Origin of the sequence: Actinomadura napierensis, assembly GCF_039529375.1 — a bacterium.
Lineage (GTDB): Bacteria > Actinomycetota > Actinomycetes > Streptosporangiales > Streptosporangiaceae > Spirillospora > Spirillospora napierensis.
In genome coordinates, this window is the sequence record NZ_BAAAMR010000006.1 from 85,168 (window position 1) to 103,077 (window position 17,910).

The following is a 17,910-nucleotide window of genomic DNA, read 5'->3' on the forward strand; positions in this document are numbered from 1 at the left end:
CCTAGGCTTCGTAGGGGAAGGCGGCGGCGACGGCGAAGCCGCCGTCCGGGCGTGGGCCGGCGGCGAAGTCGCCGCCGTACATCATGACGCGTTCGCGCATCCCGATGAGCCCGTGGCCGGGGGCGCCGGGGAGGACGCGCTCGCCGGGGCCGTCGTCGTCCACCTCGATGCGGAGCCGGCCGCCGGCGGCCTCGACCAGGACGCGGCAGCGGGCTGGGGCGGCGTGCTTGACGACGTTGGTGACGGCCTCCTGGACGATCCGGTAGGCCGACAGCGCGACGCTCTCCGGCAGGTCGCCCGCGCGGACGTCGAGGTCGACGTGGACACCGGCCATGGCGGCCCGTTCGACCAGGCCCGGCAGGGATTCGAGGCCGGGTGAGGGCGCGAGGCCGGGTTCGTCGGCGCGCAGGACGCCGAGGAGGTGGCGCATCTCGGCGAGCGTGCCGCGGCTGGTGGACTCGATGACGCGCAGCGCGTCGAGTGCCTCTTCCGGGCGGGCCTCGGCGACGTGGACGGCGACGCCGGCCTTGACGGCGATGAGGCTCATGCTGTGCGCGACGATGTCGTGGAGTTCGCGGGCGATGCGGAGGCGTTCCTCGCCGACGGCGGTCTCGGCGAGCCGGCGGGCGGACTGGGCGGTGTAAGCGCGGCGGTCGCGGACGGCGCGGCCGAGCGCCCAGGAGGCGCCGAGGACGCCGAGGCCGAGGAGCACGCGCCCGAGTTGTTCGGCATGCCAGTTCTTGGGCCCGATCAGGGCGCCGCCGAAGACGACGATCGCGCTGAGCGCGCCGATGGCGCGCGTCGGGATCCAGCGGCGGCGGGGCAGGGCCAGTGCGAGCGGATAGAGCGCGTACGCGGCGGCGGCGAAGAAGTCCCAGGGCAGGCCGAGGACGAGCGCCAGGACGGAGGCGGCGAGGACGGCGCCGAAGACCGGGACGGGCCGGATCCGCCGGAAGGCGAGGGGCAGCCCCATGGCGGCGGCGACCGGCACCGCGAGCAGCGCCGACACCTCGTGGCCGCCGGAGAACATCAGCAGGAACAGCGTGTACAGGACCGCCGCCGCGGCGTCCAGGCGGATCAGCCGCCGGCGGCCGCTCCGCCGGGAGAACGGGGAGGCCGGCTCGGATTCGTGCACGTCATGACGGTAGCCGGACGGCGCGGCCGGGCGCGTCGTGCCGGCGGACGTCAGACCTGGGTCCGATGCGGCGGAGCGGTCTCGGAGCACGGTCGGAGCGGCGGGTCCCGACCGGGTTCCGATGTGCCGGAGGGCCGTCCGGCGAGAGCGTTGCGGGCATGATCGAAGTGAGGGAGCTGACCAAGCGCTACGGCGGGACGGTCGCCGTGGACCGCCTGTCGTTCCAGGTTCGTCCGGGGACGGTCACGGGATTCCTCGGCCCGAACGGGGCCGGGAAGTCGACGACGATGCGCGTCCTTCTGGGACTGGACGCGCCGTCGTCGGGTGCGGCGCTGGTGAACGGCGGCCCGTACGGCGCGCTGCGGCGGCCGATGCGCGAGGTGGGGGCGCTGCTGGACGCGGGCGCGGTGCACGGCGGGCGCCGCGCGTTCGACCATCTCGGGTGGCTGGCGCGCAGCAACGGGATCGGGACGCGGCGGGTGGCCGAGGTGCTGGAGCAGGTCGGGCTGGCCGGGGTCGCGCGCAAGCGGGTGGGCGGGTTCTCGCTCGGGATGCGGCAGCGGCTCGGGATCGCGGCGGCGCTGCTCGGCGATCCGGGCGTGCTCATGTTCGACGAGCCGGTGAACGGGCTGGACCCGGACGGGGTGCGGTGGATCCGCGGGCTGATGCGGGCGCTGGCCGCCGAGGGCCGGACGGTGCTGATCTCCAGCCATCTGATGAGCGAGATGGAGCTGACCGCCGACCGGCTGGTCGTCATCGGCCGGGGCCGGCTGATCGCGGACACGTCCGTGCGGGAGCTGGCGGAGCGGTTCGCGCGCGGGGTGCTCGTCCGGTCGCCGCGTCCGGGCGAGCTGACCGGGGTGCTGGCGGCCGCGGGCGGCACCGTCGAGGCCGCTCCGGGGGGCGGGTTGTCGGTGACGGGGCTGGACGTGGCGGAGATCGGCGACCGCGCCGCCGCGCACGGGATCCCGCTGCACGAGGTGACGCCGCGCAGCGCGTCGCTGGAGGAGGCGTACATGGAGCTGACGGCGGGCAGCGCCGAGTTCGGGACGGTGACGTCGTGATCGACGCGATGGCGGCGGAGTGGTGGAAGCTGCGCTCGGTCCGCTCGACGTTCGCCGTCCTCGGCGTGATCGCGGCTTTCGCGGTGCTGTGCGTGGTGTGGTCGCTCTACGCGGCCCATTACTGGGACGGCCTGTCGGCGGCGCGCCGGGCGACGTTCGAAGCGGCGCCGCCGGAGCAGCCGCTGTCGATCGCGCTGCCGGTCTGCGCGGTGGTGCTGGGCGCGCTCCCCCTGACCTCGGAGTACGCGTCCGGGATGATCCGGACGAGCCTGGCCGCGATGCCGCGCCGCCGGACGCTGTTCGCGGCGAAGGCGGCGGTGCCCGGCGCCGCGATGCTCGTGGCCGCGCTGGTGAGCCTGGCCGCCGGCGTCCTGGCGGGGAGGGCCGCCGTGGACGGCCGTCCCCTGCGCGCGTTCGACGCCCCGCTCGCGGACCATGTCCCGTACGTGCTCGCGATGGCGGCGGCGACCGCGGCCATCACGCTCATCACGTTCGGCCTGGCGGCGGTGCTCCGCTCCACGGCGGGGACGATCACGGCGGGGATGGCGGTGCTGTTCGTGGTGCCGCCCGTCGCGAACTTCCTGCCCGGCCCATGGGACGAGCGGATCTGGTCGGTGCTGCCCTCGAGCCTGCCCGGCCAGATCGCCGCGCCGCCGGGCGCCTCGTCCAGTAGGGACGGCCTCCCACCACTGGCCTCGGCCCTGCTCTTGGCGGCCTACACAGCAGTCGCACTGGGCGTGGGCGCCCGCGTCTTCGGGAAGAGGGACGCCTGATGACCGACGCCGTCGCGGCCGAATGGTGGAAGCTCCGCTCCGTCCGGTCGACCTACGTGATCCTGACGATCACCGCTGGGTTCGTGTTCTTCGTCGTGCTGCTGGCCTTCCAGCAGGCCCATGTCTGGGACGGCTTGGACGCCGACCAGCGTGCCCGCTTCTCGCTGCGGCCGCTTCAGGAACTGGGCGGATGGGTCGCCCAGCTGTGCCTGGCCGTGCTCGGGGTGCTCGCCGCCACCTCCGAGTACCGCACCGGCATGGTGCGGACCAGCCTGACCGCGGTGCCGTCCCGGACGCGGTTCCTGGCGGCCAAGGCCGTGGTCGTGGCGGCCACCGGGCTCGTCGCGGGCGAGGCGGTCACGATCGGGTCCCTGCTCGGCACGCGGCTGGTCGTCGGCGGGCGGCCGTTCCCCGACCAGCGCGCGTCCATCGCGCACGACCTGCCGGGGTTCGCGGTCTCGGGCGCCGCGGTGGCGGTGTTCGCGCTGCTCGGCCTGGCCGCCGGCGTCCTGCTGCGGTCGGCGGCCGGGGCGATCGTCGCGCTCGTCCTGCTGTGGCATGTGATCCCGCTGCTGGTCTTCCACCTGCCGGGGCCGTGGAACGAGCGCGTCGGTTCCGTGATGCCCTCCGGGCTGCCGGCCGAGATCGCGGGACGAAGTGCGGAGCACTCCATATACGGAGGGCTGCTGCCGCCGGCGGCAGCTGCGGTGGTGCTGGTGGCCTACGCTCTCGTCCCGCTCGCGGCGGCCGGGCTCGTGCTCGCCCGCCGGGACGCTTGAGGAACGCGCGGGCGGCGGCGCCCGTTCGGAACGCCGCCGCCCGCCCGTGCAGGCCCGCGGGTACGGGTCAGCCCGCCCGCCGGTAGGCCGTGCGGACCGCGAGCCGGTGCCGGAGCAGGCCGATGGCCTCCTCCAGGGTCGGCGCGGCGGCCTGCGCGCGCAGCTGCCGGCCGTCGAGCTCGGCGACGGCCCTGGCGAGGGCCGGCCGGGGCAGCGACGGGTCGGCCACGACGCTCAGCGTGACGTGCACGGACGCGGCTCCGGTGCCGGCCAGCGCCTCGCGGACGGCGCTCTCGGCCTCCGCGCGCCGGGCGTCGGTGACCTTGCCCGAGGTGAGAAACCGGATCTCCGGTCGCTCGAGGGTCGCGTTCATGGTTCCCCCAGGATGGATCGGTGATGTTCTCCGGGACGGTGCCGGGCCCCGCGTCACCGCGGTGCGCGGCGCCCTCCCGTCAAGTGAACGCCGTCCCGCTCCGGGAGATCGTCCAACGGCGACGAGAGCTTGGTCACCCGCCGGCGCTGTAGAGGACGTGATCAGGCGTTATGCGGACGGTGAGGCGCACCTCACCCTCCTGGCGGTACGGGTAGGTGTCCTGCCCGAGGTACTTCTTCGCCAGCGCGTCGATGACCGCGTCCGCGCCCTCGGTCTCCAGCTTCGCCTCGCCGGAGACGCTCACCCAGTGGAACGCGTCGTCGGGGTCCAGGACGCTGACCGACACGCGGCCGTCCTGGCTCAGGTGCCGCTCCTTGGCGCGCCCGACGGCGGTGTTGATGACGACCTCGTCGCCGTCCACGGCGACCCACACGACCGTGTTGTGCAGCGACCCGTCCTGGCGGACGGTCGTGGCCCAGGCGGGCAGCGGCCGGTTCAGCAGTTCCTTGGCCGCATCGGACAGCTGGCTCATCGGCGTCCTCCTTCGTAGGGCGGTGCTTCCGCGCTCGATGATCGGAACCCGCGCACACGTGCGGCTGTTCCCGGGCCGGAGGCGATCAACCGGGTCCCGAGCGGCCCGTCGGCCACCGGCGACCCGGTCCGGAGCGGGCCGTCCGGCGTCCCGCCGATATTCACCGAACCACGTGACCGCCGTCATTCACGCGTCATACAAGGGGCCCCGGAAAGCGCACGCCGATTGGCGGGCGCAAGGCCGTGAAACACCAGGCAATTGATGTGCCGGCAGTGACTTCGCCGCCAGGGAAATGACCTCCCGGTCAACGCGATCGTCACCGCTTCGCCACGTTCCGCACCCGGACGGCCACCGACGGCACTGGTCACGGGCCGTGGTCACGCTCCAAACACCGATCCGCCCCCGTTGGCACGGTCCCGGGTTCGATCAATGGGCGCCGCCGGGGTATCCTCACCCGCGCCGATCGGCGAACGGACCGTCCAGCCCGGCCGCTCTAACACGGATGGACCGATTTGCCGAAGACGCGCTTTTTCATACTTCCCAAAAACGTGGTTCGATCCTCTAACATAGGGCGGTGCCGTTCCGCCCCAGAACAGACCCGTCGACTGGCTGGTGACCCCTTGCCCCAGGATTCAGCCGCCCCCACGCCTCCGGCCGAGGGCGATCAGGCCGGCAGCTTGATCGACTATCCCCGGCGCGGCGGACCGACGGTGCTGCGCATCCTGCTCGGCGCCCAGCTGCGCCGGCTGCGCGAGGCGCGCGGCATCTCCACCGAGCAGGCCGGGTACGAGATCCGCGGCTCGCACTCCAAGATCAGCCGGATGGAGCTCGGCCGCGTCGGGTTCAAGGAGCGCGACGTCTCCGACCTGCTCACGCTGTACGGCGTGCACGACACCGAGGAGCGCGCACCGCTGCTCGAGCTGGCCAAGGAGGCCAACACCCCGGGCTGGTGGCACCGCTACGGCGACGTCCTGCCGAGCTGGTTCGAGGTCTACCTCGGGCTGGAGGAGGCCGCGTCGCTGCTGCGCACCTACGAGCTGCAGTTCGTCCCCGGCCTGCTGCAGACCGAGGACTACGCGCACGCCGTCGTCCGGCTCGGCTTCTCCGACGCCTCCGACGAGGAGGTCGAGCGGCGCGTCCAGCTCCGCACCGACCGGCAGCGGCGGTTCACCTCCCCCGGCGCGCCGACACTGTGGGCCGTCCTGGACGAGGCGGTCGTGCGCCGCCCGCTCGGCGGCCGGGAGGTCATGCGCCGCCAGCTCGAGCACCTCATCGCGGTGTCGGAGCTGCCCAACGTCACGCTGCAGATCGTGCCGTTCGGGGCGGGCGGGCACGCGGCGGCCGGCGGCCCGTTCACCATCCTCCGGTTCGCGGAGCCGGGCCTGTCCGACGTCGTCTACCTGGAGCAGCTCACCAGCGCGCTGTACCTGGACAAGCCGACCGACGTCGACACCTACATGCGCGCAATGAACAACCTGTGCATCACCGCCGCACGCCCCGACGACACGGCGCGGCTGCTCACCGGCATGCTCAAGGACCTCTGAGAGGCCCTCTGACCGCGGCTATCGCGGCCGGTCCGTGTCCCCGTCCGTGTCCTCGTCAGCCAGGACGCGCTCGTTCCGGCTGCGGCTGCCGCCCCGGAACTCCGCGATGACGTCCCCGTCCGGGACGCGGCGGACGGTCACGTCGTAGATGCCGCTGCGCCCGTACCGGGTGCGTTCGACGGCGGTCGCCTCCAGCACGTCGCCCGCGCGGGCGGGCGCGACGAACACGACGTCGGCCGACGCCGCCACCGTCACGGCGCCGTGGGTGTTGCACGCATAGGCGAACGCCGAGTCGGCGAGCAGGAACAGGTAACCCCCGTGGGCGATCCCATGCCCGTTCACCATCGCGGCGGTCAGGGTCATGCGCAGCACCGCCCGCCCGGGCGCGATGTCGGCGATCACCATGCCGAGGTCCTGCGCGACCTTGTCGTCCGCATACATCTTCTCGGCGCATCGCCGCGCCAGGCCCGCCGGGTCGTCCACGGTGCAAGGGTAATGAGCGTCAGGGCATTGGGACCCGCGCCCTTGGGAAGGTCATCCAGGGTCGCGGGGTTCAACAGGCGGGCCGTGGTACGGCCGACGCCGGATAAAGGAGGACCAGATGCTGTACGGCAAGGAACACGTCGCGCGTTATCAGGAGACGGACGGCGCGGAGGGGCACGACTGGCAGGGGACGGTGACGCTGCTGCTCACCACGACCGGCCGGCGCAGCGGCAAGGAGTACACGACGCCGCTCATCTACCAGCCCGAGGGAGACGCCTACCTCGTCGTGGCGTCCAAGGGCGGCGCGGACGAGCCGCCGGAGTGGTACCTGAACCTCCAGGCGAACCCGGAGGTGACGGTGCAGGTGAAGGGCGACAGGTTCACCGCGCGGGCGCGCACCGCCACGGCGCAGGAGAAGCCCCCGCTCTGGAAGAAGATGGCGGCGACCTGGCCGGCCTACGACGAGTACCAGCAGAAGACCGACCGCGACATTCCCGTGGTCGTCCTCGAACGGGTCTGAGCGGGCGGAGACCGCCGGGCGGGCGGGCCGGGAACCGGCCCCGCCCCGGCGGTTCCCTTCCGCGGCGGCGCCCGGACGTGTAGCGTCGGGTGGGAACATCCGTTCGACCGCCGTCCGTCCGAGGCCACCGAGGTGCGAAGGTGCCGACGTCCCGCAGTGCCGACGAGCACGGCGCCGGCAAGCACGGCGCTGACCAGCACGGTGCCGGCAAGCACGGCGCTGACCAGCACAGCGTTGACCAGCACAGTGCCGACCCATCACCCGCAGGCGAGAACGGCGGCGGGCGCCCCTCGGATCAGGGGCCGCCGCCCCGCCTGCTGAAACGCTGGGGGCTCGACGCGACGCAGGTGCCCGAGGCGCTGATCGGCGGGTCGGGCGGCCGGTGCTGGCGGGTCCGCACGTCCGGCGGCCCGTTCCTGCTGAAGGAGTACGCCCCTGCCGACCGGCGGCGCGTCCTGTTCCAGCACGAGGTGACCGGGGCGCTCGACGCCGCGGGGCTGCCGGTGCTCGCGCCGTCGCCGGCGCGGACCGGACGCACGCTCGTGACCGCCGCGGGGCACGGCTACGCGCTGTACCCCTGGGTCGCCGGGCGCGAGCGCGGCGGCCTCGAGCTGACGTTCCGGCAGTGCGAGGAGCTCGGGGATCTGCTCGGCCGGCTGCACGCCGAGCTGGAGCGGATCACGCCGCCGGTGCAGCAGAGCCTGCTGGTGCCGACGCCGCGGGCCGCGGACGCGGCGGCGGCCGTCGAGGCGATGCTGGAGGCCGTGCCGGCCGACAGCGGCACCGACTTCGACGCGCTGACCGGGCGCCGACTGCGGGAGCGGCGCGCGCTGCTCGCCGAGTTCGCCGGGCACCAGCCGCCCGAGATCGAGGTCAGCATGGTCGGGCATTTGCACGGCGCCTTCCACGCGGGCCATCTGCGGTACGCGGGCGCGGGCAACGTGACGGCGGTGCTCGGCTGGGACGCGCTGACGACCGGCCCCGTCGCCGGGGAGGTCGTGCGGGCGGCGGCGCGGCTGTTCGCCTGCGAGGACGAGCGCGGTCTCGACCTGGACCGGGTGCAGGCGTTCGTGCGGGGGCACCGCGCGGCGTTCCCGCTGGACGCGGGGCAGATCCAGTCGGCGGTGCACCGCGAGTGGTGGGAGCGGCTCTGCGACGTGGCGCCGCTGCGGTACCGGTATCTGGGCGAGGAGGGTGCGGGCGAGCGGCGCGCGGCCGCGCTCGTGTCCTGGTGGTCGGCGCAGCTGGAGTACACGCTCGACGCATTCGCCGCCCCCTACACCGACGCGTACGCCGAGGCTCCGGGCGACAGCCCCGCCTACGGCTGATCGCGGGCCCCTGGCCCCGTTTCCGGGCACCGATCGAATGGCGTGGCACCGCGATCCGCGCCCGTCGGCGGGTAGGGACACCACAGGATGTTCCTCCGGGATGCGCGACGTGCGGCCCTGTGCCAGTCTTGTCCCGTGCAATATGTATCGATCAGTCCAAAAAGGAGCCGGAAATGACGCGGATCGCAATGCTCGGCACCGGGATCATGGGCGCCGCGATGGCCCGGAACCTGCTGAAGAACGGCCACGGGGTCGCGGCCTGGAACCGCACCCGCGAGCGCGCCGAGCCGCTGGCCGCCGACGGCGCGACCGTCGCGGACTCGCCCGCCGATGCCGTCGCGGGCGCCGACGTCGTCATGACGATGCTCAACGACGGCGACACGGCCCTGGCGGTGATGCGCGACGCCGCGCCCGCGCTGCGGGCCGGGCAGGTCTGGGCCCAGATGGGCACGGTCGGCGTGGCGGACGTGCCGCAGCTCGCGACGTTCGCCGCCGAGCAGGGGCTGACGTTCGTCGACTCCCCCGTCCAGGGCACCAAGCAGCCCGCGGAGCAGGGCAAGCTCATGGTCCTGGCCGCCGGCCCGCAGGACGCCCGGACGGCGCTGGAGCCGGTGTTCGGCGCGATCGGCGGCAGGACCCTCTGGCTGGACGAGGACGGCGCGAGCGGCGCGGGGACCCGGCTGAAGCTCGCGGCGGTGAGCTACGCCATCTCCCTCACGTCCGTCATCGCCGAGTCGGTGGCGCTGACGAAGGGCCTCGGGCTCGACCCGTCCCTGCTCGGCGAGGTGCTCACCGGCGGCCCGCTCGACAACGCCTACCTGCAGACCAAGATGAAGGCGATGCTCGCCGACGACTTCACGCCGAGCTTCGCGGTCCGCAACGCGGAGAAGAACACGCGGCTGATCCACGACGCGGCGGCGTCGGCGGACGTCCGCGTCGACGTCAACGACGCCGCGGGCGACCGGTTCCGCCGCGTCATCGACCAGGGGCACGGCGACGAGGACATGGCCGCGACCTACCGCGCGAGCTTCGGCGGCTGATCCTGCCCGGCCGTGGGCGTGGCGGTGCACGGAGGCGGCGGGCGCGGGGCGAGGATGGTGGCATGGAGGTACTGAGCAGCCGCGTCCTGCTGCGCCCCGCCGACCTCGAGCGCAGCCAACGCTTCTACCGCGAGGTGCTGGGGCTCGCGGTGTACCGGGAGTTCGGCCCGCCCGGCTCCCCCGGTGTCGTGTTCTTCCTCGGGCCCGGCTTCCTGGAGGTGTCCGGCCACGGGCCGGGCGGCGCAGGCCCGTCACCGATGCTCTGGCTGCAGGTCCGCGACGTCCGGGCCGAGCACGAGCGGCTCGCGGCGGCGGGCGCGCGCGTCACCCGCGAGCCGCGCGAGGAGCCGTGGGGCCTGGTGGAGATGTGGATCGAGGACCCCGACGGCGTGAAGATCGTTATCGTGGAGATCCCGGAGGGGCATCCCCTGCGCCGCGACACCCGTTCGTGACGGAGCCGACCGTGACCGCACATGAGACCCCGGCGGAGTACTGGAACCACAACACCCACTACCACGGCCTCGTCCTGCGCCATGTGCCGAGCGGCTGCGGGGAGGCCTTGGACGTGGGCTGCGGGGACGGGTTGCTCGCGCGCCGCCTGGCATCGCGCGCCCGTCACGTCACCGGGCTCGACCGTTCGGCGGAGATGGTCGTCAAGGCCAAGACGCTGAGCGAGGGCGTCGGGAACGTCGACTTCGTCGAGGCCGGCCTGCTGGAGTACGACCTCCCGGCGAAGCACTACGACTTCGTCTGCAGCGTCGCCGCGATCCATCACATGGACTTCACCGCGGGCATGGCGGCGATGCGCGACGCCGTCCGGCCGGGCGGCGCGCTCGTGGTGATCGGCCTCGCCGGCAACGCGGGCCCGAAGGACTTCCTGTACGGGGCGGCGGGCGTTCCCGCGCACCTGCTGTACCGCCGCGTCCTCAGGCGCAGGCACGCCGGGGAGCCGGGTGCGCCGCTCGCCGATCCCGACATGACCTGGGGCGAGGTGGGGGACGAGGCGTTGCGCCTGCTGCCCGGCGCGGTGTTCCGCCGCCATCTGCTGTGGCGGTACTCCATCGTCTGGCACCGACCGCACTGACCTGGAACGCCGGCCGGCGAAACTGGAAAACGCTGGAACTGTCTGGAAGCTCCTGTACTGTCTGCCGCATGCCCCCGTCCCCCGGCGTTCCGGCACCCGACGCGCTGGAGGCGCGCATCGCCGAACTGCGCGCCGGCGTCCGTCGCGCCATGGCGTCCGGCGACCGGCGGACCGCCCGCGAGCTGCGCGCCGACCTGCGCCGCGCCGAGCAGGAATGGGACACCGCGGTCCTCGGCGACGCCGGCGAGCCGGAGGCGCCCGCCCCGGCCGCGCCCGAGGAGCGCCGCGGCCTGCTGCCCGTGCGCGAGCAGGTCCACCAGGCACTGACACTGCTCGGGGTGCCCTCCGCGCCGAAGCTCATCGGGTCGGTGTACGCGGCGTTCTTCCCCGGCGACATCCCCGGGACGCGGCTGACGAGCCTGCGCCGCGACGAGGAGCGCTCGTTCCGGACCGCGCCCTACGCGCGGCCCTACTACCTGTGCGCCGCGCTGACCGCCGACCTGCTCGCGCCCGCACGGGGCCTGCTGACGGTGAGCACGTGGCCGCTGGAGCAGCGGATCGTCGGGCCGCTGAGCCCGCGCACCGACTTCCTCGCCGCCGCGGTGCGTCTCGCCGAGCACGCCGGGCGCACGGCACCCTCCGCGGACGCGCAGCGACTGCTGTGGCGGTTCGCCTCCAACATTCCCGGTGCGGTCGCCGGTACGGTCGGTACAGTCGATCCGGCCGTGCTCGCCGAGGCCGCCCGGGCCGAGCTGGACGTGCACCGGGAGCCCGACCGGCGGCGCCGCGCGTCGGCCGCCGGGCGCGCCCGGGCCCAGCTCGACGACGCGGAACGGCTGTTCGGCAGCCGGCTGCGGGCCCTGCAGGATTCCGCACGGCGACGTGCCAGCTCTGGAGAAACGGACCGATGACCGAGACCGCGCCGGACCTGGACCGGCTGCGCGGAAGCGCAGCACCGCGCAACCACGACGCCCGCACGATCGCGGCACTGACCGCCAATCCCGGTTGCGCCCGCCGCGGGCTGATGGACGCGGCGGGCGTCGACAAGGACGCGGTGGCGCGCGCGCTCGGGTTCCCCGCCCCGTTCGGCCAGTCGCAGTTCGCGATCACGCGGGGCAACGTGTTCGAGGCGCAGGTGAAGGCCGACGGGTGCGCTGAGCTGCTGACGCTCCTGCGCGACCGGATGGGCCTGGCGGTGTCCGAGGTGGCCTACGACGACCTGGAGGTCGTCGCCGGGAACGAGGGCCGGGAGCTGCGGCACACCCGCACCCGGCGGCTGCTCGCCCGCGCGCTCGGCAGCGGCGAGGGCACCCTGTTCGACCATCCGCTGCTCCGGCTGGAGATCGGCGGGCAGCTCGCCTACCTGGAGCCGGACGTCATCGCGTTCCAGATCGCGGGCCGGCTGCACGTCATCGAGATCAAGTCGTTCGCGGTGGTGGACGGGCAGGCCGAGCCGGAGCAGGTCGCGGCGGCCGCCCGGCAGTCGGCGGTGTACGTGCTGGCGCTGCGCCGGCTCGTCGCCGAGCTCGGGCACGAGCCGGAGCGGGTGTCGCACGAGGTGTTCCTGGTGTGCCCGGAGAACTTCTCCAACCGGCCGACCGCGACGCCGCTGGACGTCCGCCCGCAGCTGGCCGTGCTGGAACGGCAGCTGGCGCGCCTCACCCGCGTCGACCAGATCCTGGACGCGCTTCCGGAGGACCTGACGTTCGAGCCCGGCGAGCACCTCGCCGAGTCCGTCCGCACGGTCGAGGCCCGCTACGCGCCCGAGTGCATCGCGGGCTGCGAGATGGCGATGTTCTGCCGCGACGAGGCGCGCGCGTGCGGGGCGACCGGCGCGCTCGGCCGGGCCGTCCGCGACGACCTCGGCGGCGTCGACTCGATCGGCACGGCGCTGGGGCTCGCGGACGGTTCGATCGACCCGTCCGACGACCTCGCGGAGACGGCGGAGCAGCTGCGCGCCGCGGCCCGGCTGCGCGCCGAGGCCCTCGGGACCCGCCTCCCGGAGACCGTGTGACGGCCCGGTGAGCGCGCTCGGTTCGCTGGCGCGGCTGGAGGCGGTACGGGCCGGGATCGCGCAGCCGGTCGCCACCGTCCGGCACTGCCACGTGTCCGAGGCGCCGCTGGTGCTGGTGCCGTTGAAGCTCGCGGGCGAGGCTGCGGCGCCGCTCGCCGTCATGATCGGGTCGGCGCCGGACGACCCGTCCCTGCTGGTGGTGCCGCAGCCGCGCAACCGGGACCTGCGGTTCGCGTTCGCCGCAGAGCTGGCCAAGCTCGTCCTGAACCACATCGAGACCAGCCGCGGCGAGGTGGAGGAGCTGCCGCCGGGCAAGGAGGGCGACGAGCGGATCCGGTACGGCAACGCGCCGCAGCTGCTCGTGCCGAACCGGGGCGGGGTGGCGTTCCTGCGGCTGATGGGCCGCTCGACGCGGTTCCGCAGCACCGAGGGCCCCTACGCGGTGGACCCGGCGGTGCCGGTGCTCGGCCGGTGGCTGACGTGGTTCGCCGACCGGCACGACCATCCGGGGTCGTCGCTGCTGCGCGCGATGACGGAGGTGCTGCGGCTGCACTGGGCGACCGGGCAGAGTTCCGTGGAGGACGGCAACCTCGCCGCGCTCATGGGCTGGATCGACCCGCCGGACGGCCTGGACGGCCCCGCCGCCGCGGTGCGCGCCGAGGACCCGGTGGCCTGTCCGCCGGCCGGCCCCGCGACCGACCCGACGTTCGACAACGAGGTGCTCGCCCCGGCGATCGCCGCCTACGACCGGTCGGGCGGCGACCCGCGCACCGGGGACCGGCTCCGCACGCTCATCGCCAGTCAGCTGACTCCGACGTGGGACCTGATGTGGCGGGCCGTCGAGCTGCTGCGCGCGATGCCGGAGGGTGCGAGCGTGCCGCGCCGCTGGGAGCGCGACCGGGACGCGTTCACCTATTACCACCAGACGTTCGGGGAGGCGTATCCTCAGGCGCGCCGCGATCCGCCCGTCCGGGCGGCGCGGCGGCTGCACGATCTCGAACGCGCCCAGGACGCCTACGAGGCGCAGCGGGCGTTCGACGATCCCCTGGTCATGGCCGAGCATCGGCTGGCCGGGCAGGCGTTCGGCGGGCCGGTCACCGAGTGCGATCCGGCCCGGCTGGACGAGACGGGCAAACGCCCGAAGCTGCGCCCGCTGCTGCGGGTCCGCACCGAGGACCCCGTGCGGCTCGACCTCGGGACGACCGTGTGCAACGCGGCGCGCCCGGCGCTGAAGGGGAGGATCGTGGAGATCGGCGACGGCGGCGTGCTGCTGGAGCTGACCGGCGGCATGGGCCGCAAGCTCACCCCGGAGCCGGGCGCGGTGCCGCAGGTCGGCGACCGGGTGTGCTTCACCTCGCTCACGGAGGGCTCGTTCGGGGCGGCGAAGTTCCCCGACCGGGAGGACACGCCCTGGACGCACGGCGGGCCGCCCGGGGAGTACGTGCCGACCGACGAGGACGCCGAAGAGGACTGGTCATGACCGAACCCCGTCTCGTCGCGCTGACCGAGCCGGAGCCGTCCCCCGCGCTCGCCCCCGCCGAGGCCGCCGCGCGGGTCGTCGACGGCGTGCTCGCCGACCTCGGCGGCGGCCACCGCGGCGTCGTGGTCGACTCGCCGCCGGGTGCGGGCAAGTCGACGCTCGTGGTCCGCGCCGCCGCGCACCTCGCGGAGGCGGGCGAGCGGCTCATGATCGTGGCGCAGACCAACGAGCAGGTCGACGACCTCATCGAGCGGATCGCGGCGAAGCACCCGCAACTGACGCTGGGCCGGCTGTCGGCGTCGGGGTACGTGCCTTCCGAGCGCGTGCTGGCGCATCCCTCGGTGCGGGTCGCGCAGAAGGCCGACGACCTCGCCGAGCACACCATCGTCATCGCCACCGCGGCGAAGTGGGCGACGCTGTCGGACGGGTCGTGGCCGTGGGCGATCGTCGACGAGGCGTACCAGATGCGCTCGGACATGCTGCTGCGCATCGCCGGCCGGTTCGAGCGGGCGCTGTTCGTGGGCGACCCCGGGCAGCTCGACCCGTTCTCCACCGTCGAGGTCGAGCGCTGGGCGGGCCTGTCCTGGGACCCGATGCGCAGCGCTGTGTCGGTCCTGCTCGCGCACAACCCGGAGCTGCCCGTCCACCGGCTGCCGGTCTCGTGGCGGCTGCCCGCGTCCGCCGCACCCGTCGTGTCCGAAGCGTTCTACCCGTTCACCGGCTTCCGCGCCGGAACGAACGAGGGCGACCGGCGGCTGGAGTACGGGGCGCGCGGCATGGGCACCAGCTACGACCACGCCCTGGAGGAGGCCGCCGCGACCGGATGGGCGCTCTACGAGCTGCCCGCCCGGCACACGCTGCGCACCGACGCGGAGGCCGTCCGGGCGACGGCGGTGCTGGCCGTCCGGCTGCTGCAGCGCGGACCGGTCGCGCACTCCGAACTCGGCACCAAGGCGGTGGACGCCACCCGGATCGCGATCGGCGCGGCGCACCGCGACCAGGTCACCGCGATCCGCGCGGCGCTCGGCGAGCACGGCGCGGGGATCACCGTCGACACCGCCAACCGGCTGCAAGGCCGCGAGTACGACGTCACCGTGATGCTGCACCCGCTGTCGGGGCGCCGCGACGCGACCGCGTTCCACCTGGAGTCGGGACGGCTCTGCGTTCTGGCGTCCCGGCACCGGCACGCCTGCATCGTGGTCGCGCGGGCGGGCATCCCCGAACTGCTGGACGCCCACCCGTCCACCGAACCCGTGCACCTCGGCGTGCCGGTCAAGTTCCCCGACGGGTGGGAGGCCAACCAGTCGGTCCTCGCCCACCTGGCCCGCCACCGCGTGGCGGCGGAGTAGCGACCCGGGCTAGGCGGGCCCGGCGGTGGCGGCCCAGCGTCCGTTGTGCCGGGTGATCGTGATCGGGTGGTCGAAGCACGCGCTGACCAGCTCGGTCGTCAGCACCTCGTCCGCCGGGCCCGACGCCAGGACCTGCCCGTCGCGCAGCAGCAGCGCGTGGCTGGTGCTGGTCGGCAGCTCCTCCAGATGGTGCGTGACCAGCACCGTCGTCAGGTCGGGGCGCTCGCCGCGCAGCTGGTCGATGCTCGCCAGCAGCCGCTCGCGCGCGGCGACGTCCAGGCCGGTGGCGGGCTCGTCGAGCAGCAGCAGCGGCGGGTCCGGCATCAGCGCCCGCGCGATCAGCGCCCGGCCCCGCTCCCCCTGCGACAGGTTCGGCCAGCGGGCGTCGGTGCGAGCCGTCAGCCCGAGCAGCGCGATCAGCTCGTCGGCGCGGCGCAGGTCGTCCTCGCTCGGCGTCCAGCGCGGGACCAGCTCGATGGTGCCGGTCACGCCGGTCAGCACGATCTCCCGGACGGTCCGCGCCGACTCCAGCGGGTGCCGCGGGTTGACCTGCCCGATCAGCTTGCGCAGCTCCTGCACGTCCACCCGGCCGAGCCGGCGGCCGAGGATCTCCGCGCTGCCGCGCGTCGGATGGGTGTAGGCGCCGAGGATGCCGAGCAGCGTGCTCTTCCCCGCACCGTTCGGGCCGATCAGCGCCCAGTGCTCGCCGCGCAGCACCGTCATGGTGACCTGGTCGAGCAGGGGCCGCCGGTCCCGGACGAGGTCGATCTTGTCGGCGTTGAGCACGATGTCGGTCCGGGCGGGGAAGGACAAGGGGACCTCCCTTTCGAAGGCTCGGCGGGACGGGCCCGCGAAGGAGCACCGTGGACATGCGGAGAGGCGCGCGGGGTATGCGTCGGGGCGCCGGGCCGGGATCGCCGGGGGCGGCGGAAGATCTTCAACGTACCCCAGCGTTCGCGCAGCCCGGTACGAGGGAGGCGCCCGGACGGATAATGTGAGAGCCGTGCCTCAGCGATCAGGGAGGGACATGGAGGAGATCGGCTTCATGTGCGCCCGCTGCGGCGGCGAGGTGCACGACGTCACCCACAACCGCGAGGGCTCGCTCGACGGGGTGGGCTACCGGCACAACCGCCGGGTGGAGCCATGGGACCACGAGCTGGAGCTCGCCGTCGGCGAGCCGTCCCCCGGCGAGCCCGCGTGCGACTTCTGCGGCACCGCCGGGCCGGCGTGGCTCTACTACCCCACGCTCGACCCCGAGGACACCGACATGTTCGAGGTCGAGCTCGACACCACGCACCTGTCCGACGACGACACCGCCGTCGCCGTGCTGAACATGCTCTACCCCTGGTACGCCTGCGACACCTGCTCGGTCCTGGTCGCCGACCGCAAGGTCGACGTCCTCATCACGCGCGCCCTCGAGCGCACTCCCGTCCCCGAGGACGTCGGCGTCGGCGAGGACACCGTCCGCGCCCGCCTGCGCGGCTCCCTCTCGGTGTTCTTCACCACCCGCCCGGGCCGTCCCCAGCCCTCCCGCGCGCTGTAGGCCCTCTCCCCGTCCTGCTGAGCAGCCGCCGGAACACGCCTAGAACCAGGGGCGACGCCTAGGAGTGTCGGTGCCGCTCATTATGATCGGTGCCGTTTTCGTGCGGCGTATGTGATTGCGGGGGACCCAGTGATCATCGATAGGCGGTTCCACGGCCCGGACGGGTCGGGCAACGGGGGGTACACGGCGGGGCTGCTGGCGGGGCGGGTGCCGATCGACACGGTGACGGTGACGCTGCGGCAACCGCCGCCGCTGGACACCGAACTGACCGTGACCGTGGAGGACGAGCGCGGGCACAGCGCCCGGTTGTGGGACGGGGAGGCGCTGGTCGCGGAGGCCCTCGCGGGGGCGATCGTGGTGCCGCCGGTACCGCCGGTCGCGTTCGCGGAGGCGCGGGAGGCGGCGGAGAAGTTCCGGGCGATCGAGAACCATCCGTTCCCGCGCTGCTTCGTGTGCGGGCCCGAGCGCGAGCCCGGCGACGGGCTCCGGCTCGAACCCGGGCAGGTCGCCGAGGGCACCGTGGCGGCGCCGTGGGTGCCCGAGCGGGTCCCGGAGCGGACGCTGGTGTGGGCGGCGCTGGACTGCCCCGGCGGCTGGTCGTTCGACGTCGCGGGCCGCCCGGCCGTCCTCGGCACGATGACCGCGCAGGTCACCGACGTGCCCGAGGCCGGCGAGGAGTGCGTGGTGATGGGCCTGGCGCGCAGCCGCGAGGGCCGCAAGACGCACGCGGCGTCCGCGCTGTACGGCGCGGACGGGCGGCTGCTCGGCCGCTCCGAGCAGATCTGGATCGAGATCGACCCCGAGGCGTTCGGGCGGTGAGCGGCGGCGGGCGGCGGGCCGGTGATCCGGCACCGCCGCCCGCCAGACCG

At 74.1% G+C, this 17,910-nt stretch carries 20 protein-coding genes; 15 read left to right on the forward strand and 5 right to left on the reverse strand.

Features of this window, described 5'->3' with window-relative positions:
* Position 1: 1 nt before the first annotated feature.
* Positions 2-1,135, reverse strand: a complete 1,134-nt coding sequence (locus ABD296_RS05705) for a sensor histidine kinase (RefSeq protein ID WP_344262206.1) — start codon at positions 1,133-1,135, stop codon at positions 2-4.
* Between the two features lie 158 nt (positions 1,136-1,293).
* On the opposite strand from ABD296_RS05705, the gene ABD296_RS05710 reads away from it, so the two are divergent.
* The 3 genes from ABD296_RS05710 to ABD296_RS05720 are packed head-to-tail and all read left to right on the forward strand — an operon-like array spanning position 1,294 to position 3,751.
* On the forward strand, positions 1,294-2,199 hold the full coding sequence (locus ABD296_RS05710; protein ID WP_344262207.1) for an ABC transporter ATP-binding protein: 906 nt from the start codon (positions 1,294-1,296) through the stop codon (positions 2,197-2,199).
* Positions 2,196-2,972, forward strand: a complete 777-nt coding sequence (locus ABD296_RS05715) for an ABC transporter permease subunit (RefSeq protein ID WP_344262209.1) — start codon at positions 2,196-2,198, stop codon at positions 2,970-2,972. The genes ABD296_RS05710 and ABD296_RS05715 overlap by 4 nt, the downstream gene beginning before the upstream one ends.
* Positions 2,972-3,751: an ABC transporter permease gene (locus ABD296_RS05720; RefSeq protein WP_344262211.1), complete on the forward strand. Its 780-nt coding sequence runs from the start codon at positions 2,972-2,974 to the stop codon at positions 3,749-3,751. The genes ABD296_RS05715 and ABD296_RS05720 overlap by 1 nt, the downstream gene beginning before the upstream one ends.
* Before the next feature lie 67 nt (positions 3,752-3,818).
* Here the strand turns inward: ABD296_RS05720 and ABD296_RS05725 are convergent, their stop codons facing one another.
* Positions 3,819-4,124: a hypothetical protein gene (locus ABD296_RS05725; protein ID WP_344262213.1), complete on the reverse strand. Its 306-nt coding sequence runs from the start codon at positions 4,122-4,124 to the stop codon at positions 3,819-3,821.
* Between the two features lie 133 nt (positions 4,125-4,257).
* Positions 4,258-4,656, reverse strand: a complete 399-nt coding sequence (locus ABD296_RS05730; protein WP_344262215.1) for a PPOX class F420-dependent oxidoreductase — start codon at positions 4,654-4,656, stop codon at positions 4,258-4,260.
* Positions 4,657-5,333: 677 nt separating this feature from the next.
* Between ABD296_RS05730 and ABD296_RS05735 the strand changes: the two genes are divergently transcribed.
* Positions 5,334-6,200, forward strand: coding sequence for a helix-turn-helix domain-containing protein (locus ABD296_RS05735; RefSeq protein WP_344262217.1), 867 nt, complete (start codon positions 5,334-5,336; stop codon positions 6,198-6,200).
* Positions 6,201-6,218: 18 nt separating this feature from the next.
* Here ABD296_RS05735 and paaI read toward each other — a convergent pair whose 3' ends face one another.
* Positions 6,219-6,641 (reverse strand): hydroxyphenylacetyl-CoA thioesterase PaaI, encoded by a 423-nt coding sequence (gene paaI, locus ABD296_RS05740; protein WP_344262348.1) that lies wholly within the window; start codon positions 6,639-6,641, stop codon positions 6,219-6,221.
* A gap of 160 nt (positions 6,642-6,801) precedes the next feature.
* Between paaI and ABD296_RS05745 the strand changes: the two genes are divergently transcribed.
* The 9 genes from ABD296_RS05745 (at position 6,802) to ABD296_RS05785 (ending at position 15,498) form a co-directional block, all read left to right on the forward strand.
* A complete protein-coding gene (locus tag ABD296_RS05745; RefSeq protein WP_344262219.1) occupies positions 6,802-7,203 on the forward strand; it encodes a nitroreductase family deazaflavin-dependent oxidoreductase in 402 nt (133 codons plus the stop codon).
* Positions 7,204-7,343: 140 nt separating this feature from the next.
* Positions 7,344-8,531, forward strand: coding sequence for a phosphotransferase enzyme family protein (locus ABD296_RS05750; protein WP_344262221.1), 1,188 nt, complete (start codon positions 7,344-7,346; stop codon positions 8,529-8,531).
* A gap of 173 nt (positions 8,532-8,704) precedes the next feature.
* The gene (locus tag ABD296_RS05755; protein ID WP_344262223.1) at positions 8,705-9,571 is read left to right on the forward strand and encodes an NAD(P)-dependent oxidoreductase; all 867 of its coding nucleotides are present in this window, start codon (positions 8,705-8,707) and stop codon (positions 9,569-9,571) included.
* Positions 9,572-9,633: 62 nt separating this feature from the next.
* The gene (locus ABD296_RS05760) at positions 9,634-10,023 is read left to right on the forward strand and encodes a VOC family protein (RefSeq protein WP_344262225.1); all 390 of its coding nucleotides are present in this window, start codon (positions 9,634-9,636) and stop codon (positions 10,021-10,023) included.
* An 11-nt stretch (positions 10,024-10,034) separates the two neighbouring features.
* The gene (locus ABD296_RS05765) at positions 10,035-10,655 is read left to right on the forward strand and encodes a class I SAM-dependent methyltransferase (protein WP_344262227.1); all 621 of its coding nucleotides are present in this window, start codon (positions 10,035-10,037) and stop codon (positions 10,653-10,655) included.
* Positions 10,656-10,723: 68 nt separating this feature from the next.
* A complete protein-coding gene (locus ABD296_RS05770) occupies positions 10,724-11,566 on the forward strand; it encodes a hypothetical protein (protein WP_344262229.1) in 843 nt (280 codons plus the stop codon).
* Entirely contained in the window at positions 11,563-12,669 is a 1,107-nt protein-coding gene (locus tag ABD296_RS05775; protein ID WP_344262231.1) for a hypothetical protein, read from the forward strand. The genes ABD296_RS05770 and ABD296_RS05775 overlap by 4 nt, the downstream gene beginning before the upstream one ends.
* Positions 12,670-12,676: 7 nt before the next feature.
* Positions 12,677-14,149 (forward strand): hypothetical protein, encoded by a 1,473-nt coding sequence (locus ABD296_RS05780; protein WP_344262233.1) that lies wholly within the window; start codon positions 12,677-12,679, stop codon positions 14,147-14,149.
* On the forward strand, positions 14,146-15,498 hold the full coding sequence (locus ABD296_RS05785; RefSeq protein WP_344262235.1) for an AAA family ATPase: 1,353 nt from the start codon (positions 14,146-14,148) through the stop codon (positions 15,496-15,498). The genes ABD296_RS05780 and ABD296_RS05785 overlap by 4 nt, the downstream gene beginning before the upstream one ends.
* Positions 15,499-15,507: 9 nt before the next feature.
* On the opposite strand, the gene ABD296_RS05790 is transcribed toward ABD296_RS05785, so the two are convergent.
* The gene (locus tag ABD296_RS05790; protein ID WP_344262238.1) at positions 15,508-16,311 is read right to left on the reverse strand and encodes an ABC transporter ATP-binding protein; all 804 of its coding nucleotides are present in this window, start codon (positions 16,309-16,311) and stop codon (positions 15,508-15,510) included.
* 214 nt (positions 16,312-16,525) lie between these two features.
* Between ABD296_RS05790 and ABD296_RS05795 the strand changes: the two genes are divergently transcribed.
* Positions 16,526-17,041, forward strand: a complete 516-nt coding sequence (locus ABD296_RS05795) for a hypothetical protein (protein WP_344262240.1) — start codon at positions 16,526-16,528, stop codon at positions 17,039-17,041.
* A gap of 129 nt (positions 17,042-17,170) precedes the next feature.
* Positions 17,171-17,860: a hypothetical protein gene (locus ABD296_RS05800; RefSeq protein ID WP_344262242.1), complete on the forward strand. Its 690-nt coding sequence runs from the start codon at positions 17,171-17,173 to the stop codon at positions 17,858-17,860.
* The last annotated feature ends 50 nt before the right edge of the window (positions 17,861-17,910 follow it).